We start from the raw sequence: 22,370 nt of genomic DNA on the forward strand, positions 1-22,370 counted from the left end.
TGGGCTACATCGGTCTCGAAGCCTGCCCGGAGACTTCCCTCGCCAGGTTTTCTCCCGAGATTCTCCCAGCGCAAAGTCCACCAGCGTTCCAGTCGGCAGGGTGACGCGGGTGATCAGTCGAGGAGTCCGAACCGCTCGCGCACCCGGTCGTCCAACTTGCCCTTCTCCAGGTCAGCAAGTGCGGCAGCGTACCCGGACATGACTGCCTCGTGCACGAGGTCGTGGACATCGACGGGGATCGCCTCGTAGACCCCCGAGCAGACGTTCTCGGCGGCTTCGTGCGCGGGGCTGTAGAAGGGGTCGCGGATGCTGTCGCCCAAGTGACGGACGAGATCGCGAATCTCTTTCCTCTGGTCGTCGGTCATGTCGAGCCCGCTACCCTCCGGCTGGAGTCGACAATCGCGGGCCGGGTGGACGCATGGTCCCTTTCTGACGTCGGGCAGGGTGGCACACCGCACCGCGGACGGGAGCTGGCATGCCCCCGGCTCCGGGGGGCATGCTGCTGAAGCCCCGCGTAATCCCCTGACCTGCTGTTTGTCGAGGACGTTCCGATTGCCCGTCGATCTCCATCGCATACCGTGTAAAACCCTGGACTCAGGCTGGGGGCAGTTCCTTGAAGGTGTGCGTGCGGTGCCACTGGTAGTACCGCTCGCGCTGGGGAGTCCACCAGGTGACGGTGCGGCCTGTCAGCCGTTCCTGGATGTGTGTGTCGATCTCTGGGATGACTGCGGCGAGAGGGCTGACCTGGATGCCGCCTCCTTCCGCGACGGTGACGTATCCGTGCTCGTAGAGGGCATCACAGCCGAGGGTGCAGGCGAGCATGGCGATGTTGGTCAGGTCGCGCTTCTCGTCGTCTGTGCACATGGCCCTCTTCTTGATGTGCGCCCCTATCAGGAACGTGCCGGGAAGCTCTCGGCCGCACAGGGCACACTCTCCGGTCAGGCCCGGGAGGAGGCGGCGCTTGAGAGCTGCCTGCTCTCCGCGCTGGGCACGGGTGGCCTTGCGCTCAAGCTCGCCGTCGTAGGCCGCGACGGCCTCCTCGTCCTGCTGGACGTCGTTCCGCTGGACGGCGGCCGGCGCGGGGTCGAGGGTGAGGTAGGTCTGGAGGATGTCGCTCTCCTCCTCGCCCAAGACGGTGATGCCCATGATGTTGCGGTTCGGGTTCCAGCCGAGCAGGCTGCGGATCTCGGCGACGGGGATATCGAAGCCGCGGGTGCCGGACAGGGCGTACATGTACTCCCAGGTCTGGCCCTCACCGTTTGTCTGCCACAGCTCTTCGGCCAGGTCGCTGCTACGCCACATCAGGGCGATGGTGCCGCCGAAGTAGAGCTTCTTGTCGCCGGTGAAGAACACCCAGTCACCGGGGCTCATCTTCTTTACCTGGGCGACGTTGACGTCCTTCTTCCCGGGTACGACACCCCACATCTGCGCCTGCCCCGAGGGGAACAGCTGCTTGAGCCGCTCGACGACCTCGGGCTCCAGGAGGTGGGCATTGGCGTCGATATCGACAGGGCTGGCGATGGTGTCTTCGTAGTGCTTGTTGACGACCTTCTCAGACCGGCGTGCCGGCTGCATGACGATGCGCATCGTTGGTTCAACCCCCCAGTTGTGTGTACTTGTCCGCCCGGCCGCGTGCCCGGTCGACGGGATACTTGTGGCCGTTGACCTCAATCTTCTCAAGCAGCGCCTGTTCTAGGTCGATCCCGAGGACGTCAGCCGTCCTCAGCAGGTAGGCGAAGACGTCAGCGATCTCCTCCCGCACTTGGGGCGCCCTCTGCGGATCACTCATCACCGTGGCTGACTCCTCCGGCGTCAGCCACTGAAAGACCTCGAGCAGTTCACCGGTCTCACCGGCAAGGGCCATGACCAAATTCTTGGGGATATGGAACTGTTCCCACTCCCGCTCGGCGGCGAAGTCCGTCAGAGCCTGCTGCAGCGATCGGATCGTCATGATCAAGGAGTACCAGTCCCCAACGACAGGTGACGGAGGGCTCCTTGGGGGCCCTGGGCGTCAGTGCCACCTGGTATAGCTTTGGCCATGCAGGGGTGCCGGCGCTTGTACGGGACGGTTCTCCGTCGGGCAAGAAAGTGCTGAGCATCTGATCGAGGAGGCGCTCCAGCGAGGCAGGACGTATTGATCTAGCGCTGTCACTGTTGTCATGTGCAGCGGTAATCCGGCAGATCTACAGTCCGCGCCCAGCACTTCCTCGGTTGCTGGATGTGGCGCCCCACACCCAAGAGTTGGGGTGTCGTTGACGAGCAGCGAACCACGTGACGAGTAACCCAGTAGCTTTTGGGACGAGGCGGATCGGCTTAGACGTTGTCGAGAGCAAGGACGCTGCCCCACGGAGCGAGGCGTCAGGACGGACCGTCGGGATCGCGGTCCATCATCGCCTTCATCACGTCGAACGCCGGATGGTGCGGCGCATGCTCGGGGTCGCGCAGCCAGGCGCGAAACCGCTCGCCTGTGCGGATCTGGCCCTCGATGCGTTCGATGTCGGCAATGGAACCGGAGATCGTCCAGAACGAGCCGTACATCTTGAAGAAGATGTACGTGAGGATGCCGCCGAGCCCGGCGCTGATAGCGGCGACGGTCCCCCAGGCCAGCCACCGGGCGGGCCCGTGCCCGTCGACAGCGGCCCACAGGGCCACGAGAACGAGGTCGCCTGCCATCAGCGCGCATAGGGCGGCACCCGCGGCCACTGTCCACATAAGGTTCCTGATGGCGTGGCCAAGCCCTGACTCCTCGATCCCGACCCAGGGCCCCGGCTCCTTTGGGCCGTCGCGAAGTTTCGTCGCCTGCGTCTTGGCCAGCTCGACCCGCTGCACGCCCTTCTTGACGACGGCATAGAACTCAATGACGCATAGCAACAAAAGACCCGCCAGCATCCCCGAGGCGATGGCGGCGAAGTCGTCGGTCATGTTGAGCCGGCGCCAGTTGAAGAAGCCAAGCCAGACGATCCCGGCGAGCGCTGCGCCCCCGAGAACGCCGCGGGAGGGCTGGATCTGCCACGCCCTCTCCCGCCGGCGACGTCCTGCCGACGCTTAGCTTCCGTCTCCTCGGCCTCCAAGTCGCAGATCGCCCAGTCGGCTTGGGTGAGCTGCCAGTCCAGCAGGGTGCGCTGAGAGGGCGGTGGGGCGGTCTGGTACAGATAACTTGCCGATGGGCGATGGATTATGGTGCATCACCAGATCACCGCCGCCAATCAGCCTGGAGAACCCGTGCAGGTGGTAGTCCAACCCGACCGGCGCATTCCGTCCGGCCACGGCCCCCGCGCGGCCATCCTCGTCCCTAACAGCTGGGATGACTTCGGCTACCGCACCACTTACGACCTCTGGTTCCGCCCCGACGATGACGCCATGCCGGTAGAGATCGGCCGCGTCAAGATCGCGCACGCAGACCAGGAACCCGGGCCAAGCCCTCTGCCCGCCGGAACCTTCGCGTCTCTCGCGCAGGTGGGCGACGGGCGCTGGTTTTCCCTTGGCCAGGACGACATGTACTACGAGAACGTCAGGAAACTGGATTTTTTCGCCAGTACCGTCTACGGCCTCCTGAACGACCTCGCGTTCACGTCCAATCCCCAGCACATCCCCGAATGGGCCGGAGAACGACTCGACACGGCCCGATTCCACCTGGTCACCACCGCCTCCCTGCTACGCAGCGTCGAGGAACAGACCGTCCGTGGCCAGTTCCACCGCATCGCGATGGGCGGCCCCCGCCTGACGACGTACCAGTTCGACTTCACCCCGGCCCCCGGAACGGAACCGCTGGAGTTCAGGGTCCGCCCGCATTCCAACCCGCCGAGCAACATCCATGTGTTCGTCGGGCGCAACGGCGTGGGCAAGACGAGGCTGCTACGCGGTTTGGCGCAGGCCGTCGTACACCCGAACCAGCCGGGCACCGCCGGGTCGGTCGCCATCGTTCCCTCGGACATCGGCGCGGACAACCACGGCTTCGTCAACGTCGTGTCTGTCACCTTCAGTGCGTTCGACCGGCTGGCCGACTCCGCAGATGCCCCTGCACAGACTGCAGCCAGCCACGTGCACATCGGCCTCAACAAGGGCGGACGCACACCCAACGCCGAAGCCGAGGGGCACCTGGCCCAAGAGTTCGTGGACTCACTCCGGGAAGTGCTGGCATCCCTGCAGGCGGTCCTGTGGTTCCAGTGCCTCGGCCTGCTGGGCCGGGATCCTCACATCGCCGACCTCCCCATCCGCCACCTCGCAGCCGACCTGCTGGTCCTGGACCACGGAGAGGAGAGGCAGGAGAGAGAACAGGACCTCCTCCAAGCCTTCGACGAGCTGAGCTCGGGCCACGCCATCGTGCTGCTCACCATCACGAAGCTCGTCGAACACGTCGCGGAGCGGTCCCTCGTCCTCATCGACGAGCCGGAATCCCACCTGCACCCGCCCCTGCTCGCCTCGTTCATCCAGACACTGTCGCACCTGCTTACCAACCGCAACGGCGTCGCACTGATCGCAACTCATTCCCCCGTCGTTCTCCAGGAGGTTCCCCGCTCCTGCGTACTCAAGCTCAGCCGCAACGGTGACCACAGCCGTGCGCGACGTCCCCGGATCGAGACCTACGGCGAGAACGTGGGCGTACTCACCCACGAGATCTTCGGTCTCGAGGTAATGCAGTCCGGCTTCTACTCCGAGATCGAGAAGGCCGTCGAGGAGTTCGGCACTTACGACGAGGCGCTCGACCACTTCGGTCGGCAACTCGGTGACGAGGCCAAGGGCCTGGTCCGCATCCTGCTGGCGGACAAGGAACACGAGGACGACTGATGTGGACCCTGGACCCGCCCTCGCACAGTGCCAGGGACAGCTGGGAGACCTGCACCAGCCTGTCCCGCAACACCAAGGACAACGAGAACCTCGGCACCAAGCTCCGAGAGGCCGCCAGCGCCGCCCAGACGGCGGCAGACGCCTTCCGTGTCGCCGCCGAGTCCCGCACCCTCCACACCCTGAACCCGGCGGACTTCAAGATCGAGGGCATAGCCGACAACAGGGTGACGGCCATCGCCTACGTCAGCGGCATGACCAAAGGCCCCGGCCGCACGATCTACGACGCGCTCATGGCCGCTCCCGAGGACGAACTGTGCCCGATGTGCAAACACAGCGACGTCAGCGAGCTCGATCACGTCATGCCCAAAGCGGACTACCCCGCCCTGTGTGTTGCTCCGCAGAACCTCGTACCGGTCTGCGGAATCTGCAATCACACCAAGAGCAGCCAGGCCTCGGCTGAGGCCGGCAAGGTGCTTCTGCACCCGTACTTCGAGCACACCGGTACAGCGCGCTGGCTGCACGCAGCAGTCACCCCCGATAGCCACGGACGGCTCAAGTACTTCGTCACCGCGCCTTCTCACTGGAACCGGGTATTCGCTGACCGCGTCCAGTACCAGTTCGACTTCCTGAGCCTGGGCAAGCGCTACAGCAGCAAGGCAAACCAGACCCTCAGGGGCATGCGGTACTTCCTCACCCGACAGCTCCGATCCACCGGCCCGGCCGGCCTCCGGATTCACCTGGAAGACCTTGCCGCAAGCCACCTGCACAACGACCTCAACGACTGGAAGGGCGTGGCCTACCGCTCATGGGCCGCCGACGACGCCTTCTGCGAGGGGTCCTTCGTCGCGACCCCGTAGCCGGGCGGGCGGGAGGCCCGGCTACGGGGTCGCACCAGCCGCGCGCACAGGCGCCGTCCACCGAGGCGGTCTCCAGGTGCCGGACCGTGGCCGGCATCGTCGTGGTTCTCAGGGTCTCCTCCAGATCCTGCAGCGTCGGCGCCTTCGAACCCCGGTCCCGGACGGAACGTGCCGACGAGGAGTCCTCCTACTACATCAGCGCCGACCCCCAGACCACTCCTGCGGTCCGGGGTAATTCTGTGAAGCGTCCCTGCAAGCCCGTGACCTCGACGTAGGAGCCCGGACGGGCCTCCATGCGGGCCTCCTGGCCACAGGTTGGCCGAACGCACCTGTCGACGACCTCTTCGTCCCGAACGCGATCAGTATCCTCTCCGAACTGCCCGAACGCGCCGCTGACTTGTGCGTTGGACCGAGCCATCGTCCAGGGTGTCCACAACCGTCGGCGGTCGTTCATGGCATGTCTTCGTTCGCTGACGGCTCAGCAGATGGGCGGGATACTCCAGCCCGCCATGAAGGCATCGGGGTGGTCGAAGAATTCTTCGATGACGGTAGCCAGGCGCTCGTAGCAGCGGGCGCGGTCCGGCCGTCAAGGCAGAGCAGTGTGTGCGTCGGCCTACCGGCCGGGCGCCGACGAGGAGCCGTACCCCGTGTCCGAGCCCGCGGACGCCCCCTGAGGGAGCCGCGGCGGGCGGTACCCCGACAGCGACGCGCTCTGCGGATCGGGCCGCACCGCACCCAGCAGCGGGTTCGACGCCAAGGGCGAGACCTTCACCTGTGAGCCGGGCCGGGGCGCCTGCACCACCAGGCCGTTGCCGATGTACAGCGCCACATGCGTGGCCTTCGGGAAGTAGATCACCAGGTCGCCGGGGCGCAGCGCCTTCAGCGGCACCTTCGGCAGTTGCCGCCACTGCTCCTGGGAGGTCCGCGGGATGACGCGGCCCGCTTTCGCCCAGGCCTGCGAGGTGAGTCCCGAGCAGTCGAACGAGTCCGGACCCTCCGCGCCCCACACATACGGCTTGCCGACCTGACCGACCGCGTACCTCACCGCCTCGCCGCCCGCCTCGGAAGGAGATCCGGTCGAGGAGAGCGCCCCGGAGGCGACCAGGGCGTTCTGGGCCTTCGTCGTGCGCTGCTGTTCCAGCCGGGCCAGCTCGGTGCGCTGGCGGGCGGTGAGTTCGGCCAGCCTGGCCTCGACAGCCCTGACCCGTGACCGCACCGTGTCCCGCTGCTTCTTCTGCTGCGCGGCCAGGGCTCGTTGCCGGTGCAGCACCCTGCGGGACTCGGTGGCCAGCGTGTCGGCACGCCGTGCGTCGTGGGTGAGCCGCTTCGTGGTGGCTGCCCGCCCGGCCGCCGCACGCCGGATCACATGCTCCTGATCCAGGAAATGCTCGGGATCACGGGCCAGCAGGAGCCGCAGGTACGCGGAGATCTCGGACCGTCCCTGGTACTGCTCACGGGCCAGTTGCCCGGCCGCGTCGCGACTTCTCGACAGTGCGCTCCGGGCGACGGCGAGGGAGGCATCGAGCTTCGTGGCCTGTGTCTTGCTCTTCTTCAGCTCGGCCGCGGTGCCGTTGTACGTCTCGGTGGCCTCCTCCGCCTGCTGGTACAGCTTCTGCAGCTCGGTCTGCAGTCCGGTGATGCCCGTCTTCATATCGGAGGGGCCGGCGAGCGGCTTCCGGGCGGGGGCGGCGGGGACGGGATCCAGCGGCGCGGCGGTTGCCGGCGAGGCCATGACGAGCGTGCTGAGGGTCGCGGCGCAGACCGCGCGAAGGGCTCCACCTGACACGACATCACCTCCGTTGACGGGGCAGGCATGGCGCTGCCCCATGAGTGAGCGCAACGTTTCAATACGTTCACCCGGTGTCAGGGGATGCAAGAACCGCACGGTGTGGCGGCCGGGGTGTTCGCCCGGACGACGGTGGGCGGGCGCGAGTGCGTGGGGGCGCGGAGTCACGGAAGCCGGCGGACGGGCCGCCGGCGGATCCGTCAGGGCCGGGGGAGAGTGCTCAGGCGACCGGGAAGGCGTAGAAGATCCGGCCGCGCTGGACGACGGCGGTCTTCCCGGACGTCATCACCCTGTAGGGGTCGGTGACTGTGGGCCCCTTCGGATCCTGGGCCCCGATGTCCTGGAACTTCCACAGCCGGCGTCCGTCCTCCGCGGTGAACGCGGTGACCTGGGTCCGGTCCGCGGCCAGCAGGGTTTTGCCGGTCGGGCTGAGCGCCACCGCGGGGGCCGCGTTCGTCGGGAGTGCCTCCGTCGAGCGCCGCCAGCGCAGCCGGCCGGTGTCCCGGTCGACCGCTCCCACCTCCTGGTCGCGGTTGGTGATGTGCAGCAGCGGCCCGTCGGCGACGGAGGTCCCGTACGGGGTGCCGGTGGTGCCGTACAGCGTCCACTTCGGCTTTCCCGTGGGGAGTTCGAACGCCTGGAGGTCGTCGCCCACCGCCGCGTACAGCAGGCCCCGGTCGTCGCCCACGGCGGCCCCGTCCGGGCCCACGGTGCCGATCGACCTGCCCCACAGCTGCTTGCCGGTCTTTTGGTCGAAGCCCCGGAAGACGGCTTTCCCCTTGGCGGCCTTGATGTCGCCGGGGGTGAGCGTGGCCGGGGTCTGGCGCACCACGAGGTCGTTCTGCCCGAGGGCGATCATCCGGTACACCGGCGCGGCGGGGCCGCGTCCAGTGGGTACGGGCGTCCGCCACAGCTCCTTGCGCCGCACGATGTCGTAGGCGAAGAGGTACGACCTGACGGCCTGGGTGTCCTTGCCGCGCTTCTTGCCCTTCTTCGGGGGCGGGGCCTTGACCGTGACCTTGTGGGATCCGGTGAACCAGATCACCGGCCCGGACGCGCCGACGATCTCCGACACGGCGAGGCCCGGCGCCCCGGCGAACTGGTCCGCGTGAGCCGCCCGGTGAACGGCCCTGCCGTCCTTCGGCGACAGCCACAGGAACTCGGACGGACCCGCGACGAAACAGAGATCCTTCCCGGCCGGCAGCGCGGCCCGCCCCTTGGCGGCGTCCGCGCTCTGCCATGTCCGGCGCCCGGTACGCAGATCGATGCCGGACGCGCCGTCCTCGCCGGTCAGTATCAGCAGCCGGTCGTTCCACACGGCGGCGGTGAGCGGCGGCGGTTCGGCTGTCGGGTGCGTGTACACCCAGCGCGGCTGCGGCGGCAGCCCCGCGACGGTGGGGCCGCTGCGGCTCGGTGCGGGCTTGGGATCGTCCGTCGTTCCCCCGTCCCCGGATCCGAACGCGAGCACTCCGCCTCCGCCGACCACCAGTCCGGCGGCCCCGGCGGCCAGCCCGATGAGGAGGCTGCGTCGGTCGGTGGCGGGGCCGGTGGGGGCGGGCGGGGGAGTCGTGGGGGCCGGCCGCGGACCGGGCGGCACCGGCGGGAGGGCCGCGGGGGGCCGGGTGGCGGGCACGGTGGGGAGCAGGGCGGTGGAAACGGCGGGAAGCCCGGCGGCGGGCAGGGTGAGTTCGCGTGGGACGGCCAACTGGGTCGTGGGCCGGTCGGACCTCGGGGCGTGGCGCGCGATGTCCCCGAGCTGCGCGGTCCGGTTGTCCGCGGCGGGGACGGGCTCACGGCCGGGCCCATCGGGTGCGCCCGGCGGGGTGGTGCCGGGAGAGTCGGCCGGCTCCCCGCCGGGGACCGCGTCCTGGGGCCCGTCGGGCCGTTCGTCGGCCGCCTCCTCCGTGTCGGCCGATGCCTCTGCCGACGCCTCCATGGGGCGGCCGGACACGGTCAACGCCTGTGCCTCGACGCTCCGTTGTCGTACGGCTGCCGCCAGCGGCTCCGGCAGCCAGCCGCCCCTGGCCAGTCCCGCGGCGCCTTCGAGGGCCAGCTCGGCCGCCACGGTCCCTGCGCTCGGCCGGTCGGCCGGGTCCTTTGCCAGGCAGCGGGCGATAAGACCACGCAACTCCGCCGGAACCGCGCCGAGTTCGGGGTCGGTCCGGGCGATCCGGTCGGCTCCTTCGGCGGCCGGTCCGTCGGCAAGTGGCGTCGTACCGGTGGCCGCATACGCCAGCAGCAGACCCAGCACGAAGAGATCGGAGGCCGGTCCGGGTTCCTCCCCCTCGACCTGTTCCGGGGTGAGGTAGCCGAGGCGTACGGCGAGTTGCCCGCCGGGCCGGGCCTCGGCGGTGGCCGCGGCGCCCAGTGGACCGAACGCGATGAGCCGCGGCCCGTCCTCGGCCAGCAGCACCGTCCCGGGGGCGAGGCCCTGGAGCACGGACCCGGTGGCGTGGACCCGGGACAGGGTCTCGGCGATGCCCGCGCCCAGTATCCGCACCGCATGCTCGGGAAGCGGACCCGCGACCTCGATCGCCTCGGAGAGCGTGAGCGCGGGCACATAGGGCCCGGCCGTCCACGACCAGTCCTCGTCCGAGCTGTCCGGGAGGCCGAACAGCGGCTGGACCCACCCGCCGCTCAGCCGGTCCGCAGTGCGGGCCTCCGCCTGGAAGCGGCGCCGGAAGGCGGGCAGTTCGGCGAGTTCGGGGCGGGCGGCGGTGACGACTACGGACCCGTCGGCGGCCGCGTCGCGTGCGAGGTACTGCACGGCACTCGCGGTCTCGCGCAGCCGCGCAAGCACGGTGTACGGACCGACGACGCGTGGATCGTCCTGACGCAGCGCCTCCATGGCGCACCCCCTTGCTGACCATGCCCGGGACCAGAACGTCGATCCTAGTAGGCACCGAGGTTGGCCAGGTGCAGGGTGAAGTCCCGCTGTACAGAACGCCGGTGAAGCGCAGCCGGCACAACGGCGCCCCACCTGAAGCGGTATGACCGGCCCCGGCCCATCAGCCCCGCAGCGCGAACTCTGCGCGTTCGCGCCACGCGGTGCCGTCGTACACCAGCAAGTGGACGGAACCGACGCGCGCCGTGACCGGCAGCCGACCCGAGAGGTCCGCTTCGATCTCATCGAACACACTCGATTCCTCGCCGTACGCCACCGTCAGGTGAGGAACGATGTCGGTGAAGCGGCCCCGAAACGGCGGCGCCTCCGGCCATCGGTCGGCCACAGCCAAGGTGAGTGCCCGGAGCCGGTCCTCCTGCACCGGGGCGAGATAGAGCACGCCGGGAAAGCGACCGCAGCCCTGGAATCCGACGTCAAAGGCACGGTGGGAGCCGAAGAGTTCGCTGAGTTCGCCGAGAACCTGATCGCTGAGGCGGTCGTGATCCAGGAAGGGGCAGAGCACGGTCAGGTGCGCGGGAATCCCGACGGCCACGGACGAGTCGAACCGCTCACGCCATCCGCCCACGACCGGCTCGGCTTCGGGCACCGTGATGATCAGCGCTGTCTCGCCCGCTCGATACCCGCTCGCACCGTCCTCCGCCATGGGCGCCATGGTGCCACCTCAGCGATCTCCGCTTCGAGGTCACGACCTCCACGAACTTCTGAGGAGCAGCACGGGTGCCCCTGACAGGCCGCGTCCGCGCCCACCTCGCGGCGCCCGAGGCCCAGGTGTCAGCCCGGCTTCGACCAGGGCCACTTGGGGCTGTGCCGCTCACGTCCCTCGGGCACGTACGTGTAGACCCACCCGCGCGGAATTCCCAGCCGCTTGGAGTGGCCGGCTGGGTCCCGGCGGTACACGTACACGGTGGGGGGCCTGCCGTCCGCGGCCGGTACCGGGACCTCGTACCACTTGGGGGGCTGGCCGGTCGGACCGACGAGGACGGGCAGCACCCGGCCGTCCAGGGGGCCGCCGGTGAAGGGGGTGTTCTCGCTTCTCACCGCCTCAGTCTGACCGATCAGCCCTCGGACAGCAGATGGGCCGCCCCGCCGACCACCGGAATCAGTCGTTGCGCCAGCCGTCCGGCCGGACCGGTGGCGGTCTCCAGCGGCAGCAGTTCCGCCACCGCCGCAGCGGTCTTCGGATCCGTCGCCGCCGTCGCGGCCAGCAGCGCGATGAGCTGGTCGACCAGCCAGTCCCGAAGCTCCTGTGCGGCGGGTTGCTTGCCCTCGTCCAGCCAGATCAGGGACGCCGCCTCGACCGCCGCGATCCAGGTGCGCACCATCATTCCGAGCCGGGTCCCGCGCCCGTCCCGCGCCGCCGTGGCGTCCCGGTCCAGGTGCAGCAGGATCTGTTCGGCCGCCGCCCGCCGGACCTCGTCGACTATCGCGGTCGTACGGGAGGTCTCGACCACGCTTCCGCCGCGCAGCAGGGCGCTGAACCCGGCGTCGTGCTCGTCCACGAAGGTGAGATAGCGGTCCAGCACGCGCCGCACCCGCTCGGTGGGCGGCCCCGCGGGCGGCTCGTTGAAGCACAGGATCAGTTTCTCGGCGGAGGACCTCAGCGCCGCCTCGTACAGCTGCTGCCGCCCGCCCGGGAAGTAGCGGTACACGAGCGGGCGGGAGACCCCTGCCACAGCCGCCACCTCGTCGAGCGAGACCTCGTCGGGGGCCCGGTGTGCGAACAGGGTGAGCGCCACGCCGAGGAGCTGGCTGCGACGCTCCTCGACGCTGAGCCTTCGGTACGCGCGGGTCGACGGTGTGGCAGTAGTCATGCCATGCAGCCTAGGTGCTTCGTCCGTAGGGGCAACGGGGCATCGGGGCATCGGCTCAGGCGAGCAGGCCGGAGTTCTTCCACAGCCTGCGTCCGACTCCGTTCAGCACCCCGATGTCGTCGAAGAAGTCCGTCAGCCGCTTCGCGCCGGACTGCATGATCTCCGCCCGGTGGCCGCTCGCCTTCACCTGGGCGACCGCCTCGCGACGGTCCAGCCCCACGTTCTCGTACACCTGCGGGTTGATGAAGCAGAGGGAGAAGATGCGGGCCGCGTTGCCGCTGCCCACCCGGGTGAGTTGGCGCTCCCAGCGCGGCGCGGTCACCATCTGGCGGCGGAGCTCCTCGCGGGCGTACCGGACGTGCCGCGCCTCCTCGACGACATGGATGCGGGTCATGCCGCGCACCAGGGGCTGGACGCGCTCGTCCGGGAACGTCAGCCGCTGCATCCAGTCGAGGATCTCCTCGCCGAGCAGGGTCGCGGCGAACGAACCCGGGGTGCTGGACGTCGACTTGAGGATGCGTGCGAGGTTGTGATGGATGCGCGGTACGGGATAGTCGGGTGCCCCGCTCCACTGGATGAAGCGGCCGAACATCATCGAGTGCCGGCACTCGTCGGCTATCTCGGTGAGCGCGTAGCGGACATGGTTGCTGGTCACCGGCCGGTCGTAGATGTGCCGGACGAGCAGCTGCATGAGGATGATCTCGAACCAGATGCCCAGCGAGGCCAGCGAGGCCGCCTCGTGCCGGGACAGATCCAGCCGCTGCTCCTCGGACATCGTCCGCCACAGTGGGGTGTCGTAGAGCGAGACGAGCTCGGGCGGCCAGAACCACTTCCCGTCCTCGGCCGCCGATTCCCAGTCGAGTTCCCGGTCCGGATCGAAGGAGTGTCGGGCCGAGGACGCGAGAAGCCGCTCGGCGACCTGCTCGCGGTCCCGGAGGGGGCCGAGTGCGTCGCGAAGCAGCTGTACGTCACGTTCGGTCACTGGCGTCATGGCTGGGGGCACCTCACACATGGGTTACCGGCGGTCACCTCTTATGAGACTATCCGTCAGCAGTGCCGTCAATCCCCTCCGTGCTACTTGTTGACCCTGTGTCTACCAACGTGTGAACCTTCCAACGGAAGCAATGACCAAGGGACTTGTCGGAGAAAGCCAGGCGAGAAGGAGACGTCCGTGTCGACGCACGACCTCTACACCACCGCCCCGGAAACGCCGCTGTGGCAGGTGCCCGCCTCCGGCGCCGCCCGGTTCAGCTGGGAGTACGACGACGGCCGCGAACGCCTGCTCGCCCTCTATCAGAAGGGCAAGGACAAGCAGTGGGACGGCAACAAGCGCATCGACTGGTCGCTGGAGGTCGACCCCTCGGACCCGCTCGGCACCCCGGACGAAGCCCTCCCTCTGTACGGAACACCGCACTGGGCGAAGATGACCGAGAAGGACCGCGGTGATCTGCGCCGGCACTACACGTCCTGGCAGTTCAGCCAGTTCCTCCACGGTGAGCAGGGCGCCATGGTCTGCGCGGCCAGGATCGTGGAGTCCGTTCCCGACCTGGACGCGAAGTTCTACTCCGCGACCCAGACCATGGACGAGGCCCGGCACGCGGAGATATACGCCCGGTTCCTGCACGAGAAGGTCGGGATGCTCTACCCGGTCAACACCAGCCTGCAGAGCCTGCTCGACGACACCCTGCGCGACTCCCGCTGGGACATGCCCTACCTCGGCATGCAGGTGCTCATCGAAGGCCTCGCGCTGGCCGCGTTCGGCCTGCTCCGTGACACGACGACCAAGCCGCTGCCCAAGCAGATCCTCGCCTACATCATGCAGGACGAGGCCCGGCACGTCGCCTTCGGGCGGATGGCGCTGCGCGACTACTACCAGCAGCTGAGCGATGCCGAACGGCGCGAACGCGAGGACTTCGTCATCGAGGGCTGCTATCTGATGCGGGACCGGCTCAGCGGTGTGGAGGTGCTGGAGAACTTCGGCATCGGCAAGCAGGAGGCCGCGGCGCTCGCCGAGCACTCAGAGTTCCTGCAGCTCTTCCGCAAGCTGCTGTTCAGCCGGATCGTGCCGTGCGTCAAGGACATCGGGCTGTGGGGCGAGCGGCTCCAGAAGGCCTATGTCGACATGGGTGTCTTCGAGCTCGGCGACTCCAACCTGGACCTGTTGATGGCTCAGGACGAGGAAATAGCCGAGCAGTTGGACCGGGAACGGTTCGCGGCGGAGGAACAGGCCAGGGTGGCGGAGGTCGAAGAGGCGATCGCGCAGGGCGGATCGGCTCCGGTCGGGGGCTGAGCCGGCAGCGGCCGTAGGGCGCCGCGGCGGTGCCGGGGAGCACCGGCCCGCCGCCGTCGTCTCCGGTGCGTCGGTGCGTCGGTGCGTCGGTGCGTCGAGGGCATCGTGGTCGCGTAGGTGAGGAAGGGGCACGGGGCCACGGCGAGATGCGAAGCACCGTTCGGGACCGTTCGGCAGTGCCACGCGCGGGACACGTACGACGGCCATAATCCGGTGCATGCCATGCGTCGGCTCCGGTAGGACTGTCCCTATGACGAACCGGCCACCGTTGCTCACCGCTGGCTCCGAAGCCGCCCGCCGCAGTCTCGAAGGACTGTCCCTGGGGGATGCGTTCGGTGAGCGGTGGTTCCCGCTCTTCCGCGAGCCCCGACAGGCGTTCAACGAGATCAAGGCACGTCGCACCCCCGAGGAACCGGTCTGGCACTGGACCGACGACACCGCACTCGCCCGCGCCCTGATGCGTGTCCTCGATGAGCACGGCCGGGTCGAACAGGACCGTCTCGCGCTCTGCTTCGCCCTGACCTTCGATGCCGACCCGGGCCGCGGCTACGGCCACGGCATGCACATGCTGCTGCCCGCGTTGCTGGCCTCACCGACGGACTGGCGCACGCTTGCACCCGATCTCTTCGAGGGCGGCAGCCTCGGCAACGGTGCGGCGATGCGCGTCGCACCGCTCGGGGCGTACTTCCACGAGGACGTCGGCCTCGCCGCCGAGCAGGCCTCGCTACAGGCCGCCGTCACCCACGCGCACCCGGAGGGAATCGCGGGCGCGGTGGCCGTCGCGGTTGCGGCCGCGTTGTCGGCGCGCGGCGAGTTCACCCTGGCCGAGGTCGTCGCCCGCACCCCCGAGGGTCTCGTACGCGACGGCTTGCGCCGGGCCATGGACGTACCCTTCACCACCGAACCGTGGAAGGCCGCCGACCTGCTGGGCAACGGACAGCGCATTCGCGCCGACGACACGGTCCCGTTCGCCCTGTGGACCGCGGCCCGGCACTCGACGGACCTGGAAGCGGCGCTCTGGGCGACGGCCGAGGGCTTCGGCGACGTCGACACGACCTGCGCCATCACCGGCGGCGTCGTCGGCGCGGCCACCGGCGTCGACGGGGTGCCCGCACAGTGGCTGCGGCGCAGGGAGCCGCTGAGCTGAGGCGTCGGGCCCGCGCGGCGGTGTCGCCCCTGCTGCCGGTCAGCCCTGCGCAGTCAGTGCCAGGAAGGGCTCCGGGGCCGCAGAGCAGGCAGCGCGTTCTCCACCACGCGGGCCATTCCGAGCAGCGCGACGTCCGCCCCGCGCTCCGCGACCAGCTGCAGCCCGACCGGGCAGCCGTCCGCGGTGAAACCGGCGGGCACGCTCGCGGCGGGATGCCCGCTGAGATTGAACGCCCAGGTCAGCGCGGTCGAGTACTGTTCGCCCGGACCGTCGTGGCCGTGTGGGCGGTTGGGCGTCGTCGGGGTGAGCAGCAGCGGGGCGCGGGCGAACAGGGCGTCGAGGCGGAGGTCGTTCTCGCGGCGGATCTCGGTGGCGAGCGGCGACGGCTGTGCGCCCCGGACCGCCTGCCACGCCTCCCGCGGATCGAGGAGCTCGCATCCGCGGTCCATCAGCCGCACCGCCCCGGCCGCGACGAGCCGCCGCACCGCGCGGCGGACGACCGATGCGACGTCCGGGTCGACCTCCGCGTAACCCAGGTCGAGGCTGAGGAAGGCCGGAATCGGCAGGTCCGCAAGGCCCGCGGCCGGTCCGTCGTCGTCCAGGACAGCGCGCAGACAGGCCTGGGCCTCCGCCGCGGAACGGGCCAGCACCCCGGCCGACGCGAGCCCGGTCCGGTCGGGGGAGGGCAACCGGCCGTTCGTCGTCTTCAGGCCGAACACGCCGCACCACGCCGCCGGAATCCGCACCGACCCCGCCCCGTCGCTGCCGGTCGCCACTCCCACCAGATCGGCCGCGACCGCCACCGCCGTCCCTGCCGAGGAGCCGCCGGGGGTACGGTCGGGGCGCCAGGGGTTGACGGTACGGCCATGGGCGCCCAGTCCCCAGGTCTGCCACGCGGTGCCGGGGCCGGGCACCGCGGTCGAGCCGACCGGGACGGCGCCGGCCGCGATCAGCCGCCGGGCCGCGTAGGACCGGATGCCGGTACGGCCCTTGACGGCGAACGGCATCCCGGCCAGCGGAAGCCGACGGGCCTGCTGCTCGTCGGCGAGCGCACGCCCCGGCCACACCTCGATGAACGCGCACAGGAGCGGATCCTCCCGCCCGATCCGCTCCAGCGACCGCCCCACCCCGCACGTGTCCCGCACCGGGTCAGTCTTGCAGGGCCGCCTCCATCACGGAACGCGCGATCGGGGCCGCGCTGCCGCCGCCGCTGATGTCCGCCCGGTTCGCGGCGGCGTCCTCGACGACCACGGCGACCGCGACGGCGGGCTGCGCCGCATCCGGTGCCTGCGCCCAGGCGATGAACCAGGCATACGGGCGGCCCGAGTTGTCGACGCCGTGCTGTGCGGTACCGGTCTTGCCGCCGACCGTCACCCCGTCGATCGCGGCGTTGGACCCGGTGCCCACGTCCACGACGTCGACCATCATCCGCCGTAGCCGATCGGCCGTCTGACGGTTCATCACGCGGTGGTAGCTGTGCGGGCCGTTGCGGTGGACGGGCGACCCTTTCGCGGTGGTCGTGCGGTCGATCAGGTACGGGCGCATGAGCTCGCCGCCGTTGGCCACGGCCGAGGCCACCATCGCCATCTGGAGCGGTGTCGCCGACGTGTCGAACTGGCCGATCGAGGAGAGTGCCAGCTGGTCGTCGGACATCTCGGTGTCGAAGTTGCTCTTCGCCACCCTCGACGGGATCGTCAGGCCGGTGTCGTTGAAGCCGAACCCCTCTGCCGTGTCCACCATGCCCTTCAGCCCGACCCGCACCCCCAGCTGCGCCATCACGGTATTGCAGGAGACTCGGATCGCCTCGGCGAGCGAGGCGTTCTCGCAGCCCTCCGCCTCGTTGGGGAGTGTGGTCGTCGTACCCGGCAGCACATAGGGGAGCGGGGTGTCGGTCCCGGCGTCGGGATCGGTGACGACTCCGGCATCGAGCGCCGCCGCAGCCGTCACGATCTTGAAGGTGGAGCCCGGCGGATAGGTCTGCCGGATCGCCCGGTTGAGCATCGGCTGGCTCAGGTCCGCATTCAGTCGCTTCCAGGTGCCGGTGACGGAAGGACCCGTGCCGGAGAGCTGTCCGGGATCGTACGAAGGGGTCGAGACGAGGGCCAGGATCCGGCCGGTCGACGGCTCGACGGCGGCGACCGCGCCCCGCCGCCCGCCCAGCCCTTCGTAGGCGGCACGCTGCATCGATTCCCTGATCGTCGTGACGACGTCGCCGCCGGGCTGCCGGCCCCGGGTGATCTCGTTCCACAGCGGGAACGGGGCGAGCATCGAGTCGGTGCCGGAGAGGATGCCGTCCTCGGCGTTCTCGATCAGGGTGGTGCCGTACGTCTGCGAGGCGTAACCGGTCACCGGGGCGTACAGCGGGCCGTCCCGGTACGTGCGCTCGTAGGCGAGCTGCTCGCCGGTGTCCCTGGACCCGGTGACGGACGCGCCGCCGACCAGGATGTTCCCGCGCGGTTCGCTGTAACGCGCGATCGTGAGACGGCGGTTGGCGGGGTTCTTGTCCAGGCTGTCGGCATCGAAGACCTGGATCCGGGCGGCGTTCACCAGCAACGCCACGAGCAGCAGCAGGAGGAGCCCGGCGGCCCGGCGGATGTAACGGATCACGGCCTGGCCTCCCGGGCTCGCTGCGAGTTCGAGTGGGGGATCACCGCTCGTCCTCCCTGATCGGTGCGACGACCCCGGTCTCCACCGGGGAGGGCTGCGGTCGGCGGGCCTGGTCGCTGACCCGGATCAGCAGGGCCACGATGATCCAGTTGGTGACGACGGACGAGCCGCCCTGGGCGAGGAACGGCATCGCCATCCCGGTCAGGGGGATCAGCCCGGTCACCCCGCCCGCGATCACGAACACCTGGAGCGCCAGGATCGAGGCGAGCCCGATCGACAGCAGCCGCCCGAAGGGGTCGCGCAGGGCGAGGCCGGCCCGGTAGCCGCGGGCGACCAGCAGCGCGTACAGCAGGAAGACCGCAATCAGTCCGGTCAGCCCGAGCTCCTCGCCCGCGGTGGCCAGAATGAAGTCGGACTTCGCGGCAAATCCGATCAGGATGGAGTGACCGAGGCCGAGGCCGGTGCCGAGCATCCCGCCCGCGGCGAACGCGAACAGCGACTGGGCGAGTTGGCCGGGGCCCCGTCCCGCCTCGATGGACGCGAACGGATCGAGCCAGTCCTGGACCCGGCTGTGCACATGCGGTTCGACGGAGCCGACGACGAACGCGCCGACGGCGGCGAGCAGCAGGCCCACCGCGATCCAGCCGGTCCGGCCGGTCGCCACGTACAGCATGATCACGAAGAGGCCGAAGAAGAGCAGTGAGGTGCCCAGATCGCGTTCCAGGACCAGCACACAGACGCTGAGCAGCCAGATCGCCACGATCGGGCCGAGCACCCGGCCGGTGGGGAACTGGAGCTTCCAGATCTGTCGGCCGGTGTGGGCGAGGGCGTGGCGGTTCGCGGCCAGGTACGCGGCGAAGAACACGGCGAGCAGGATCTTCGCGAACTCGCCGGGCTGGAAGGAGAATCCGCCGATCCGGATCCAGATCTTGGCACCGTTCACCGCCGGGAAGAAGATCGGCACGATCATCAGGACCAGGGCGGCGGCCATCGAGAGATAGGCGTACCGCTGGAGCACCCGGTGGTCGCGCAGCAGGACGACCACCACGATGAAGAACGCCACGCCCAGCGTGGACCAGATCAGCTGGGTGGGGGCCGCCTGGTCCTTCGGGGTCTCCAGGTCGAGCCGGTAGATCAGCACCAGGCCGAGTCCGTTGAGCAGCAGGGCGATGGGCAGCAACAGCGGATCGGCGTACGGGGCACGGAAGCGGACCGCGAGGTGGGCGAGGAGGGCGAGCAGTCCCAGCCCCGCGCTGTAACCGGCCACATCCGGGGGGACCGCGCCGTTCTTGGCCAGGCCGACCGCGGCGTAGCCGTAGACGGAGATGAGGACGGCCCCGATGAGGAGCAGCAGCTCGACTCCGCGCCGCCTGGGGCGGCGTGGAGCGGGCGGGGGCGCGTCCACCGTCGTTGCGGTCATGCCACGCAACGTAGCAAGAGGTGGTGCGTATTTCCCTTATGTCATAGCGGGTATGTCCATCCACGGCTTCATCCGGTTCATCCGGTTCACCTGGTTCATCCGGATCCGCCCCGGGAGTGGCGGCGGGCGGACCCGGTGGCGCGCGGGGGTGGCCCCGCGCGCTGCCTCGATCGGCGCCGTGCGAGGCCGTTTCAGTGCTGGTACGGGTTCTGTCCCTGACCGCCCTGCGCGTATCCCGGCTGCCCCGGACCCTGCCCCTGTGCCGGTCCGAACGGGTTGCCGCCCTGCGCGGCGGCATGCTGCGCCAGCAGCTGATCGGCCTGCTCCTTCGGGATCCGCTGCTCCCCGCCGCAGAACGTGCACTGCGTCGCGTACTTCGTCGAGAACGGGAACAGCGGCACGAAGAACAGGGTGAACTTCGTGACCCGCTTGCGCAGCGTGTGCGCGGCCGGATTGCCGCACCAGCCGCAGACCAGGGTGAGGACGGCCAGTTGGTACAGATATCCCCGCGAACCGAAAATGATCATGTGGTGGGTTCCTTCCCCGTATCGCTCAGAAGCGCCTGCCGGCAGAGCGCCAGCAGTCTCTCGTCCTCGTAGGTGTCGTGGTTGCCGTACCCGCCGTCCATCACGTTGTGACGGCGTACGCAGGCGAGTTCGGCACGCAGCGCAGCTGCCGCGTCCGACCCTGCACCAGCGACACCCATCCGCGCCAGGCATTCGGCAACCCGGACCCGGACATGACGGTGCTGCTCCCAGGCCGTCAGGAGCACCGGCACGGACTCGTCGGCCCGCCCGGTCACCTCCCACAGTGCGATCGCCGCGTCCACCCGCAGCCACACCTGCTCGTGTCCGAGCAGCGCGCGCAGCCGGGGCACGGTCACCGCGGCCCGCGTCCCGAGCCTGCCGAGCGCGTTCACCGCACTGCGCCGCTCGTGGGCGTGCTCGGCCTGCAGGTTCTCGATCAGCACCGGCAGCACGGCATCGGCGTCCCCGTCGATCGCCCACAGGGCCAGGGCGACCTCCGTCGCCGAGGTGCTCCCGGGGCGGCGCAGTAACGTACGCAGCTCCGGCAGGGCGCCGCGCGCGGCGGGCCCGAACGAACCGAGTGCGCGCAGCGCCGCCGTGCGCAGCCACTCGCCGCGGAACTCGGGGGCGCCGCGCAGCACCCGCAGCACCTCCGGCAGCGCCTCGTCCGCCCGGAGCGCGGTCACTCCCGCGAGCAACGGGCTCGCCCGGTCGTGCGCCCCCTCGTCGAGGCGGACCTCGCCGAGCCTGCGGCGCAGCACCGCGGCCAGCGGAGCGGCCGCCGCCCCCAGACGGTCGATGGCGGACCCCACGTCGTGCGGCACCTCGGGCCGCTCCAGTGCGGCGGCCAGCGCGGGCACCGCACGGGCGTCGCCCAGCCGGGCCAGCGCCTTCACCGCGCTGCCGAGCTCCGGAGGCCCGCTCGGCCAGTCCTGCACCCAGGCCCCCGGGTCCGCCGCCACCCGCGCCGCCAGCGCGTCGGCCGCGGGCGCGGCGAGTCCGAAGAGTTCCTCCAGCACATGTGCGGCGGCCTCGGCCAGCCGCGGCACCGGGGTGGCGAGCTGCTCACCGACCAGCCGGATCAGTTCCTCGTAGGAGCCGCGCCAGGCCCGTATCAGTCCGCTGCTCATCCGGAGCGCATCGATCCGCTCCTGGTGATCGGGGCTGCGCAGCTGGTGGGCCAGGAGCGCGGTCCGCTCGGCGACCCGGTCGTCGAGTCCGACGTGCAGCGTCCGCAGCAGGTCCGCCGTCCACGGCGCGGTGCGAGCCGCGGGCTCCTCGCCGGACAGGGCCCGGATCTGCCCCAGCAGGGTCAGGGGCGCACTCCGCTCCTCGACGGGCGGTTCCCCGGTGCCGGCCGCCTCCCTGCGCGCCTCGACGGCCGCGACGCCGTCGGCCTCGGTCTGCGCACCGGCCGCGGGGACTGCCCCGGCCCGGCGTACGGGCGCCGCGCGCAGCTGCCGCAGGACCCCCGTCACCACGCGTACGACATCGCCCGGCAGCGCATCCGGCGCGGACCGGGCCAGCTGGGCGAGCGCGGCGAGCCGCAACCCCGGCGGGAACCCCTCACCGGCCAGCCGGGTCAGCCAGCCGGCCACCTGCCCGGCCAGCGCGCGGTGCCGCAGCGCCACCCGTCCCGCGGCCTCGACCAGGGCGAGCCGCACCTCCTCGGACGGTTCCACCGGCAGCCGCTCCCGCAGCAGTGCGAGGACCCGCACCGGGTGACGGTGCAGCGCGGCGAGTGCCAGCGGGACGGAGAGGCGCACCCCCGGGTCCTCGTCGGCCATCAGCTCGCAGAACACCCCGGCGCCCGCGGTGACGGCGGTCGCCGCCATCGCGTAGTTCGCCGCGTCCGCCAGCTCCTCCTCGTCGAACTCGTCCTCGTCGTCCCCGTCCAGGTCGATGCCACCGATGCTGGTCAGCAGTTCGACGATGCCGCCCCGGTCCGGAACACCCGGATCCACGACCAGTTCGAAGAGAAAGGGGATGCAGGCCAGGGTGCAGGCGTACACATCCCCCTGGTGGTGGACGGCCCCGTACAGGCCGTCCAGCGCCGCCTCACGCTCCACCGGATCCGCGGACGCCAGACCCCGCAGCATCTCCGGCACGTCATCGGCAGGCCCGTAGGCGTGCTCCATCGAGGCCCAGTCGACCTCGTCGATACCCGAGAACATGCCATCGCCTCCCCACGCGATTGCACACAGCAGTGTCTGCGAGGAGTGTGCACCACAC

19 protein-coding genes are annotated in these 22,370 nt (G+C 70.0%); 4 read left to right on the forward strand and 15 right to left on the reverse strand.

Annotation, left to right across the window (positions count from 1 at the left end; all coding sequences use genetic code 11):
* Positions 1–113 precede the first annotated feature (113 nt).
* The 4 genes from AB0L71_RS06240 to AB0L71_RS06255 form a co-directional block, all read right to left on the reverse strand.
* Complete coding sequence (locus AB0L71_RS06240) at positions 114–365, reverse strand: hypothetical protein (RefSeq protein WP_365238551.1); 252 nt, start codon at positions 363–365, stop codon at positions 114–116.
* A gap of 229 nt (positions 366–594) precedes the next feature.
* Positions 595–1,575: a hypothetical protein gene (locus tag AB0L71_RS06245; protein ID WP_365238554.1), complete on the reverse strand. Its 981-nt coding sequence runs from the start codon at positions 1,573–1,575 to the stop codon at positions 595–597.
* Positions 1,576–1,594: 19 nt separating this feature from the next.
* Complete coding sequence (locus AB0L71_RS06250) at positions 1,595–1,951, reverse strand: nucleotide pyrophosphohydrolase (protein ID WP_365238556.1); 357 nt, start codon at positions 1,949–1,951, stop codon at positions 1,595–1,597.
* Positions 1,952–2,358: 407 nt separating this feature from the next.
* Complete coding sequence (locus AB0L71_RS06255) at positions 2,359–2,922, reverse strand: hypothetical protein (protein WP_365238559.1); 564 nt, start codon at positions 2,920–2,922, stop codon at positions 2,359–2,361.
* A gap of 300 nt (positions 2,923–3,222) precedes the next feature.
* On the opposite strand from AB0L71_RS06255, the gene AB0L71_RS06260 reads away from it, so the two are divergent.
* Together AB0L71_RS06260 and AB0L71_RS06265 are read left to right on the forward strand one after the other, a co-directional pair.
* The gene (locus tag AB0L71_RS06260) at positions 3,223–4,788 is read left to right on the forward strand and encodes an AAA family ATPase (RefSeq protein WP_365238561.1); all 1,566 of its coding nucleotides are present in this window, start codon (positions 3,223–3,225) and stop codon (positions 4,786–4,788) included.
* Positions 4,788–5,645: a hypothetical protein gene (locus AB0L71_RS06265; protein ID WP_365238564.1), complete on the forward strand. Its 858-nt coding sequence runs from the start codon at positions 4,788–4,790 to the stop codon at positions 5,643–5,645. Before AB0L71_RS06260 ends, AB0L71_RS06265 begins: the two co-directional genes overlap by 1 nt.
* A 613-nt stretch (positions 5,646–6,258) precedes the next feature.
* On the opposite strand, the gene AB0L71_RS06270 is transcribed toward AB0L71_RS06265, so the two are convergent.
* From AB0L71_RS06270 to AB0L71_RS06295, 6 genes are all read right to left on the reverse strand, one after another.
* Positions 6,259–7,431 carry an NlpC/P60 family protein gene (locus tag AB0L71_RS06270; protein WP_365238566.1) on the reverse strand — a complete coding sequence of 391 codons (1,173 nt, stop codon included), beginning with the start codon at positions 7,429–7,431 and terminating at the stop codon, positions 6,259–6,261.
* Positions 7,432–7,651: 220 nt separating this feature from the next.
* A complete protein-coding gene (locus AB0L71_RS06275; RefSeq protein WP_365238569.1) occupies positions 7,652–10,279 on the reverse strand; it encodes a PQQ-binding-like beta-propeller repeat protein in 2,628 nt (875 codons plus the stop codon).
* A gap of 160 nt (positions 10,280–10,439) precedes the next feature.
* Complete coding sequence (locus AB0L71_RS06280) at positions 10,440–10,988, reverse strand: 2'-5' RNA ligase family protein (RefSeq protein WP_365238572.1); 549 nt, start codon at positions 10,986–10,988, stop codon at positions 10,440–10,442.
* Between the two features lie 119 nt (positions 10,989–11,107).
* Positions 11,108–11,374, reverse strand: a complete 267-nt coding sequence (locus AB0L71_RS06285) for a hypothetical protein (RefSeq protein ID WP_365238576.1) — start codon at positions 11,372–11,374, stop codon at positions 11,108–11,110.
* 17 nt (positions 11,375–11,391) lie between these two features.
* Complete coding sequence (locus AB0L71_RS06290) at positions 11,392–12,147, reverse strand: TetR/AcrR family transcriptional regulator (protein ID WP_365238579.1); 756 nt, start codon at positions 12,145–12,147, stop codon at positions 11,392–11,394.
* Positions 12,148–12,202: 55 nt separating this feature from the next.
* Positions 12,203–13,138, reverse strand: coding sequence for a diiron oxygenase (locus AB0L71_RS06295; protein ID WP_365238581.1), 936 nt, complete (start codon positions 13,136–13,138; stop codon positions 12,203–12,205).
* A 180-nt stretch (positions 13,139–13,318) separates the two neighbouring features.
* Between AB0L71_RS06295 and AB0L71_RS06300 the strand changes: the two genes are divergently transcribed.
* A complete protein-coding gene (locus AB0L71_RS06300; protein ID WP_365238583.1) occupies positions 13,319–14,437 on the forward strand; it encodes a ferritin-like domain-containing protein in 1,119 nt (372 codons plus the stop codon).
* Between the two features lie 250 nt (positions 14,438–14,687).
* Positions 14,688–15,584, forward strand: coding sequence for an ADP-ribosylglycohydrolase family protein (locus tag AB0L71_RS06305; RefSeq protein WP_365238587.1), 897 nt, complete (start codon positions 14,688–14,690; stop codon positions 15,582–15,584).
* A 53-nt stretch (positions 15,585–15,637) separates the two neighbouring features.
* On the opposite strand, the gene AB0L71_RS06310 is transcribed toward AB0L71_RS06305, so the two are convergent.
* The 5 genes from AB0L71_RS06310 to AB0L71_RS06330 form a co-directional block, all read right to left on the reverse strand.
* Positions 15,638–16,711 carry an amidase gene (locus tag AB0L71_RS06310; protein WP_365239095.1) on the reverse strand — a complete coding sequence of 358 codons (1,074 nt, stop codon included), beginning with the start codon at positions 16,709–16,711 and terminating at the stop codon, positions 15,638–15,640.
* 22 nt (positions 16,712–16,733) lie between these two features.
* Positions 16,734–18,191, reverse strand: coding sequence for a penicillin-binding transpeptidase domain-containing protein (locus tag AB0L71_RS06315; protein ID WP_365238590.1), 1,458 nt, complete (start codon positions 18,189–18,191; stop codon positions 16,734–16,736).
* A 40-nt stretch (positions 18,192–18,231) separates the two neighbouring features.
* Positions 18,232–19,611: an FtsW/RodA/SpoVE family cell cycle protein gene (locus AB0L71_RS06320; protein WP_365238593.1), complete on the reverse strand. Its 1,380-nt coding sequence runs from the start codon at positions 19,609–19,611 to the stop codon at positions 18,232–18,234.
* 191 nt (positions 19,612–19,802) lie between these two features.
* Entirely contained in the window at positions 19,803–20,138 is a 336-nt protein-coding gene (locus tag AB0L71_RS06325) for a zinc-ribbon domain-containing protein (protein WP_365238596.1), read from the reverse strand.
* Positions 20,135–22,312, reverse strand: a complete 2,178-nt coding sequence (locus AB0L71_RS06330) for a PBS lyase (RefSeq protein ID WP_365238599.1) — start codon at positions 22,310–22,312, stop codon at positions 20,135–20,137. Before AB0L71_RS06330 ends, AB0L71_RS06325 begins: the two co-directional genes overlap by 4 nt.
* Positions 22,313–22,370: the final 58 nt, after the last annotated feature.

This window comes from Streptomyces sp. NPDC052052 (assembly GCF_040680455.1).
Taxonomy (GTDB): Bacteria; Actinomycetota; Actinomycetes; order Streptomycetales; family Streptomycetaceae; genus Streptomyces.

Bases quoted from the DNA above. Each gene is read 5' to 3' on its own strand.
- AB0L71_RS06240 (WP_365238551.1), bottom strand. From the start codon at position 365: ATGACCGACGACCAGAGGAAAGAGATTCGCGATCTCGTCCGTCACTTG.
- AB0L71_RS06245 (WP_365238554.1), bottom strand. From the start codon at position 1,575: ATGCAGCCGGCACGCCGGTCTGAGAAGGTCGTCAACAAGCACTACGAA.
- AB0L71_RS06250 (WP_365238556.1), bottom strand. From the start codon at position 1,951: ATGACGATCCGATCGCTGCAGCAGGCTCTGACGGACTTCGCCGCCGAG.
- AB0L71_RS06255 (WP_365238559.1), bottom strand. From the start codon at position 2,922: ATGACCGACGACTTCGCCGCCATCGCCTCGGGGATGCTGGCGGGTCTT.
- AB0L71_RS06265 (WP_365238564.1), top strand. From the start codon at position 4,788: ATGTGGACCCTGGACCCGCCCTCGCACAGTGCCAGGGACAGCTGGGAG.
- AB0L71_RS06275 (WP_365238569.1), bottom strand. From the start codon at position 10,279: ATGGAGGCGCTGCGTCAGGACGATCCACGCGTCGTCGGTCCGTACACC.
- AB0L71_RS06280 (WP_365238572.1), bottom strand. From the start codon at position 10,988: ATGGCGCCCATGGCGGAGGACGGTGCGAGCGGGTATCGAGCGGGCGAG.
- AB0L71_RS06290 (WP_365238579.1), bottom strand. From the start codon at position 12,147: ATGACTACTGCCACACCGTCGACCCGCGCGTACCGAAGGCTCAGCGTC.
- AB0L71_RS06295 (WP_365238581.1), bottom strand. From the start codon at position 13,138: ATGACGCCAGTGACCGAACGTGACGTACAGCTGCTTCGCGACGCACTC.
- AB0L71_RS06305 (WP_365238587.1), top strand. From the start codon at position 14,688: ATGACGAACCGGCCACCGTTGCTCACCGCTGGCTCCGAAGCCGCCCGC.
- AB0L71_RS06320 (WP_365238593.1), bottom strand. From the start codon at position 19,611: ATGACCGCAACGACGGTGGACGCGCCCCCGCCCGCTCCACGCCGCCCC.
- AB0L71_RS06325 (WP_365238596.1), bottom strand. From the start codon at position 20,138: ATGATCATTTTCGGTTCGCGGGGATATCTGTACCAACTGGCCGTCCTC.
- AB0L71_RS06330 (WP_365238599.1), bottom strand. From the start codon at position 22,312: ATGTTCTCGGGTATCGACGAGGTCGACTGGGCCTCGATGGAGCACGCC.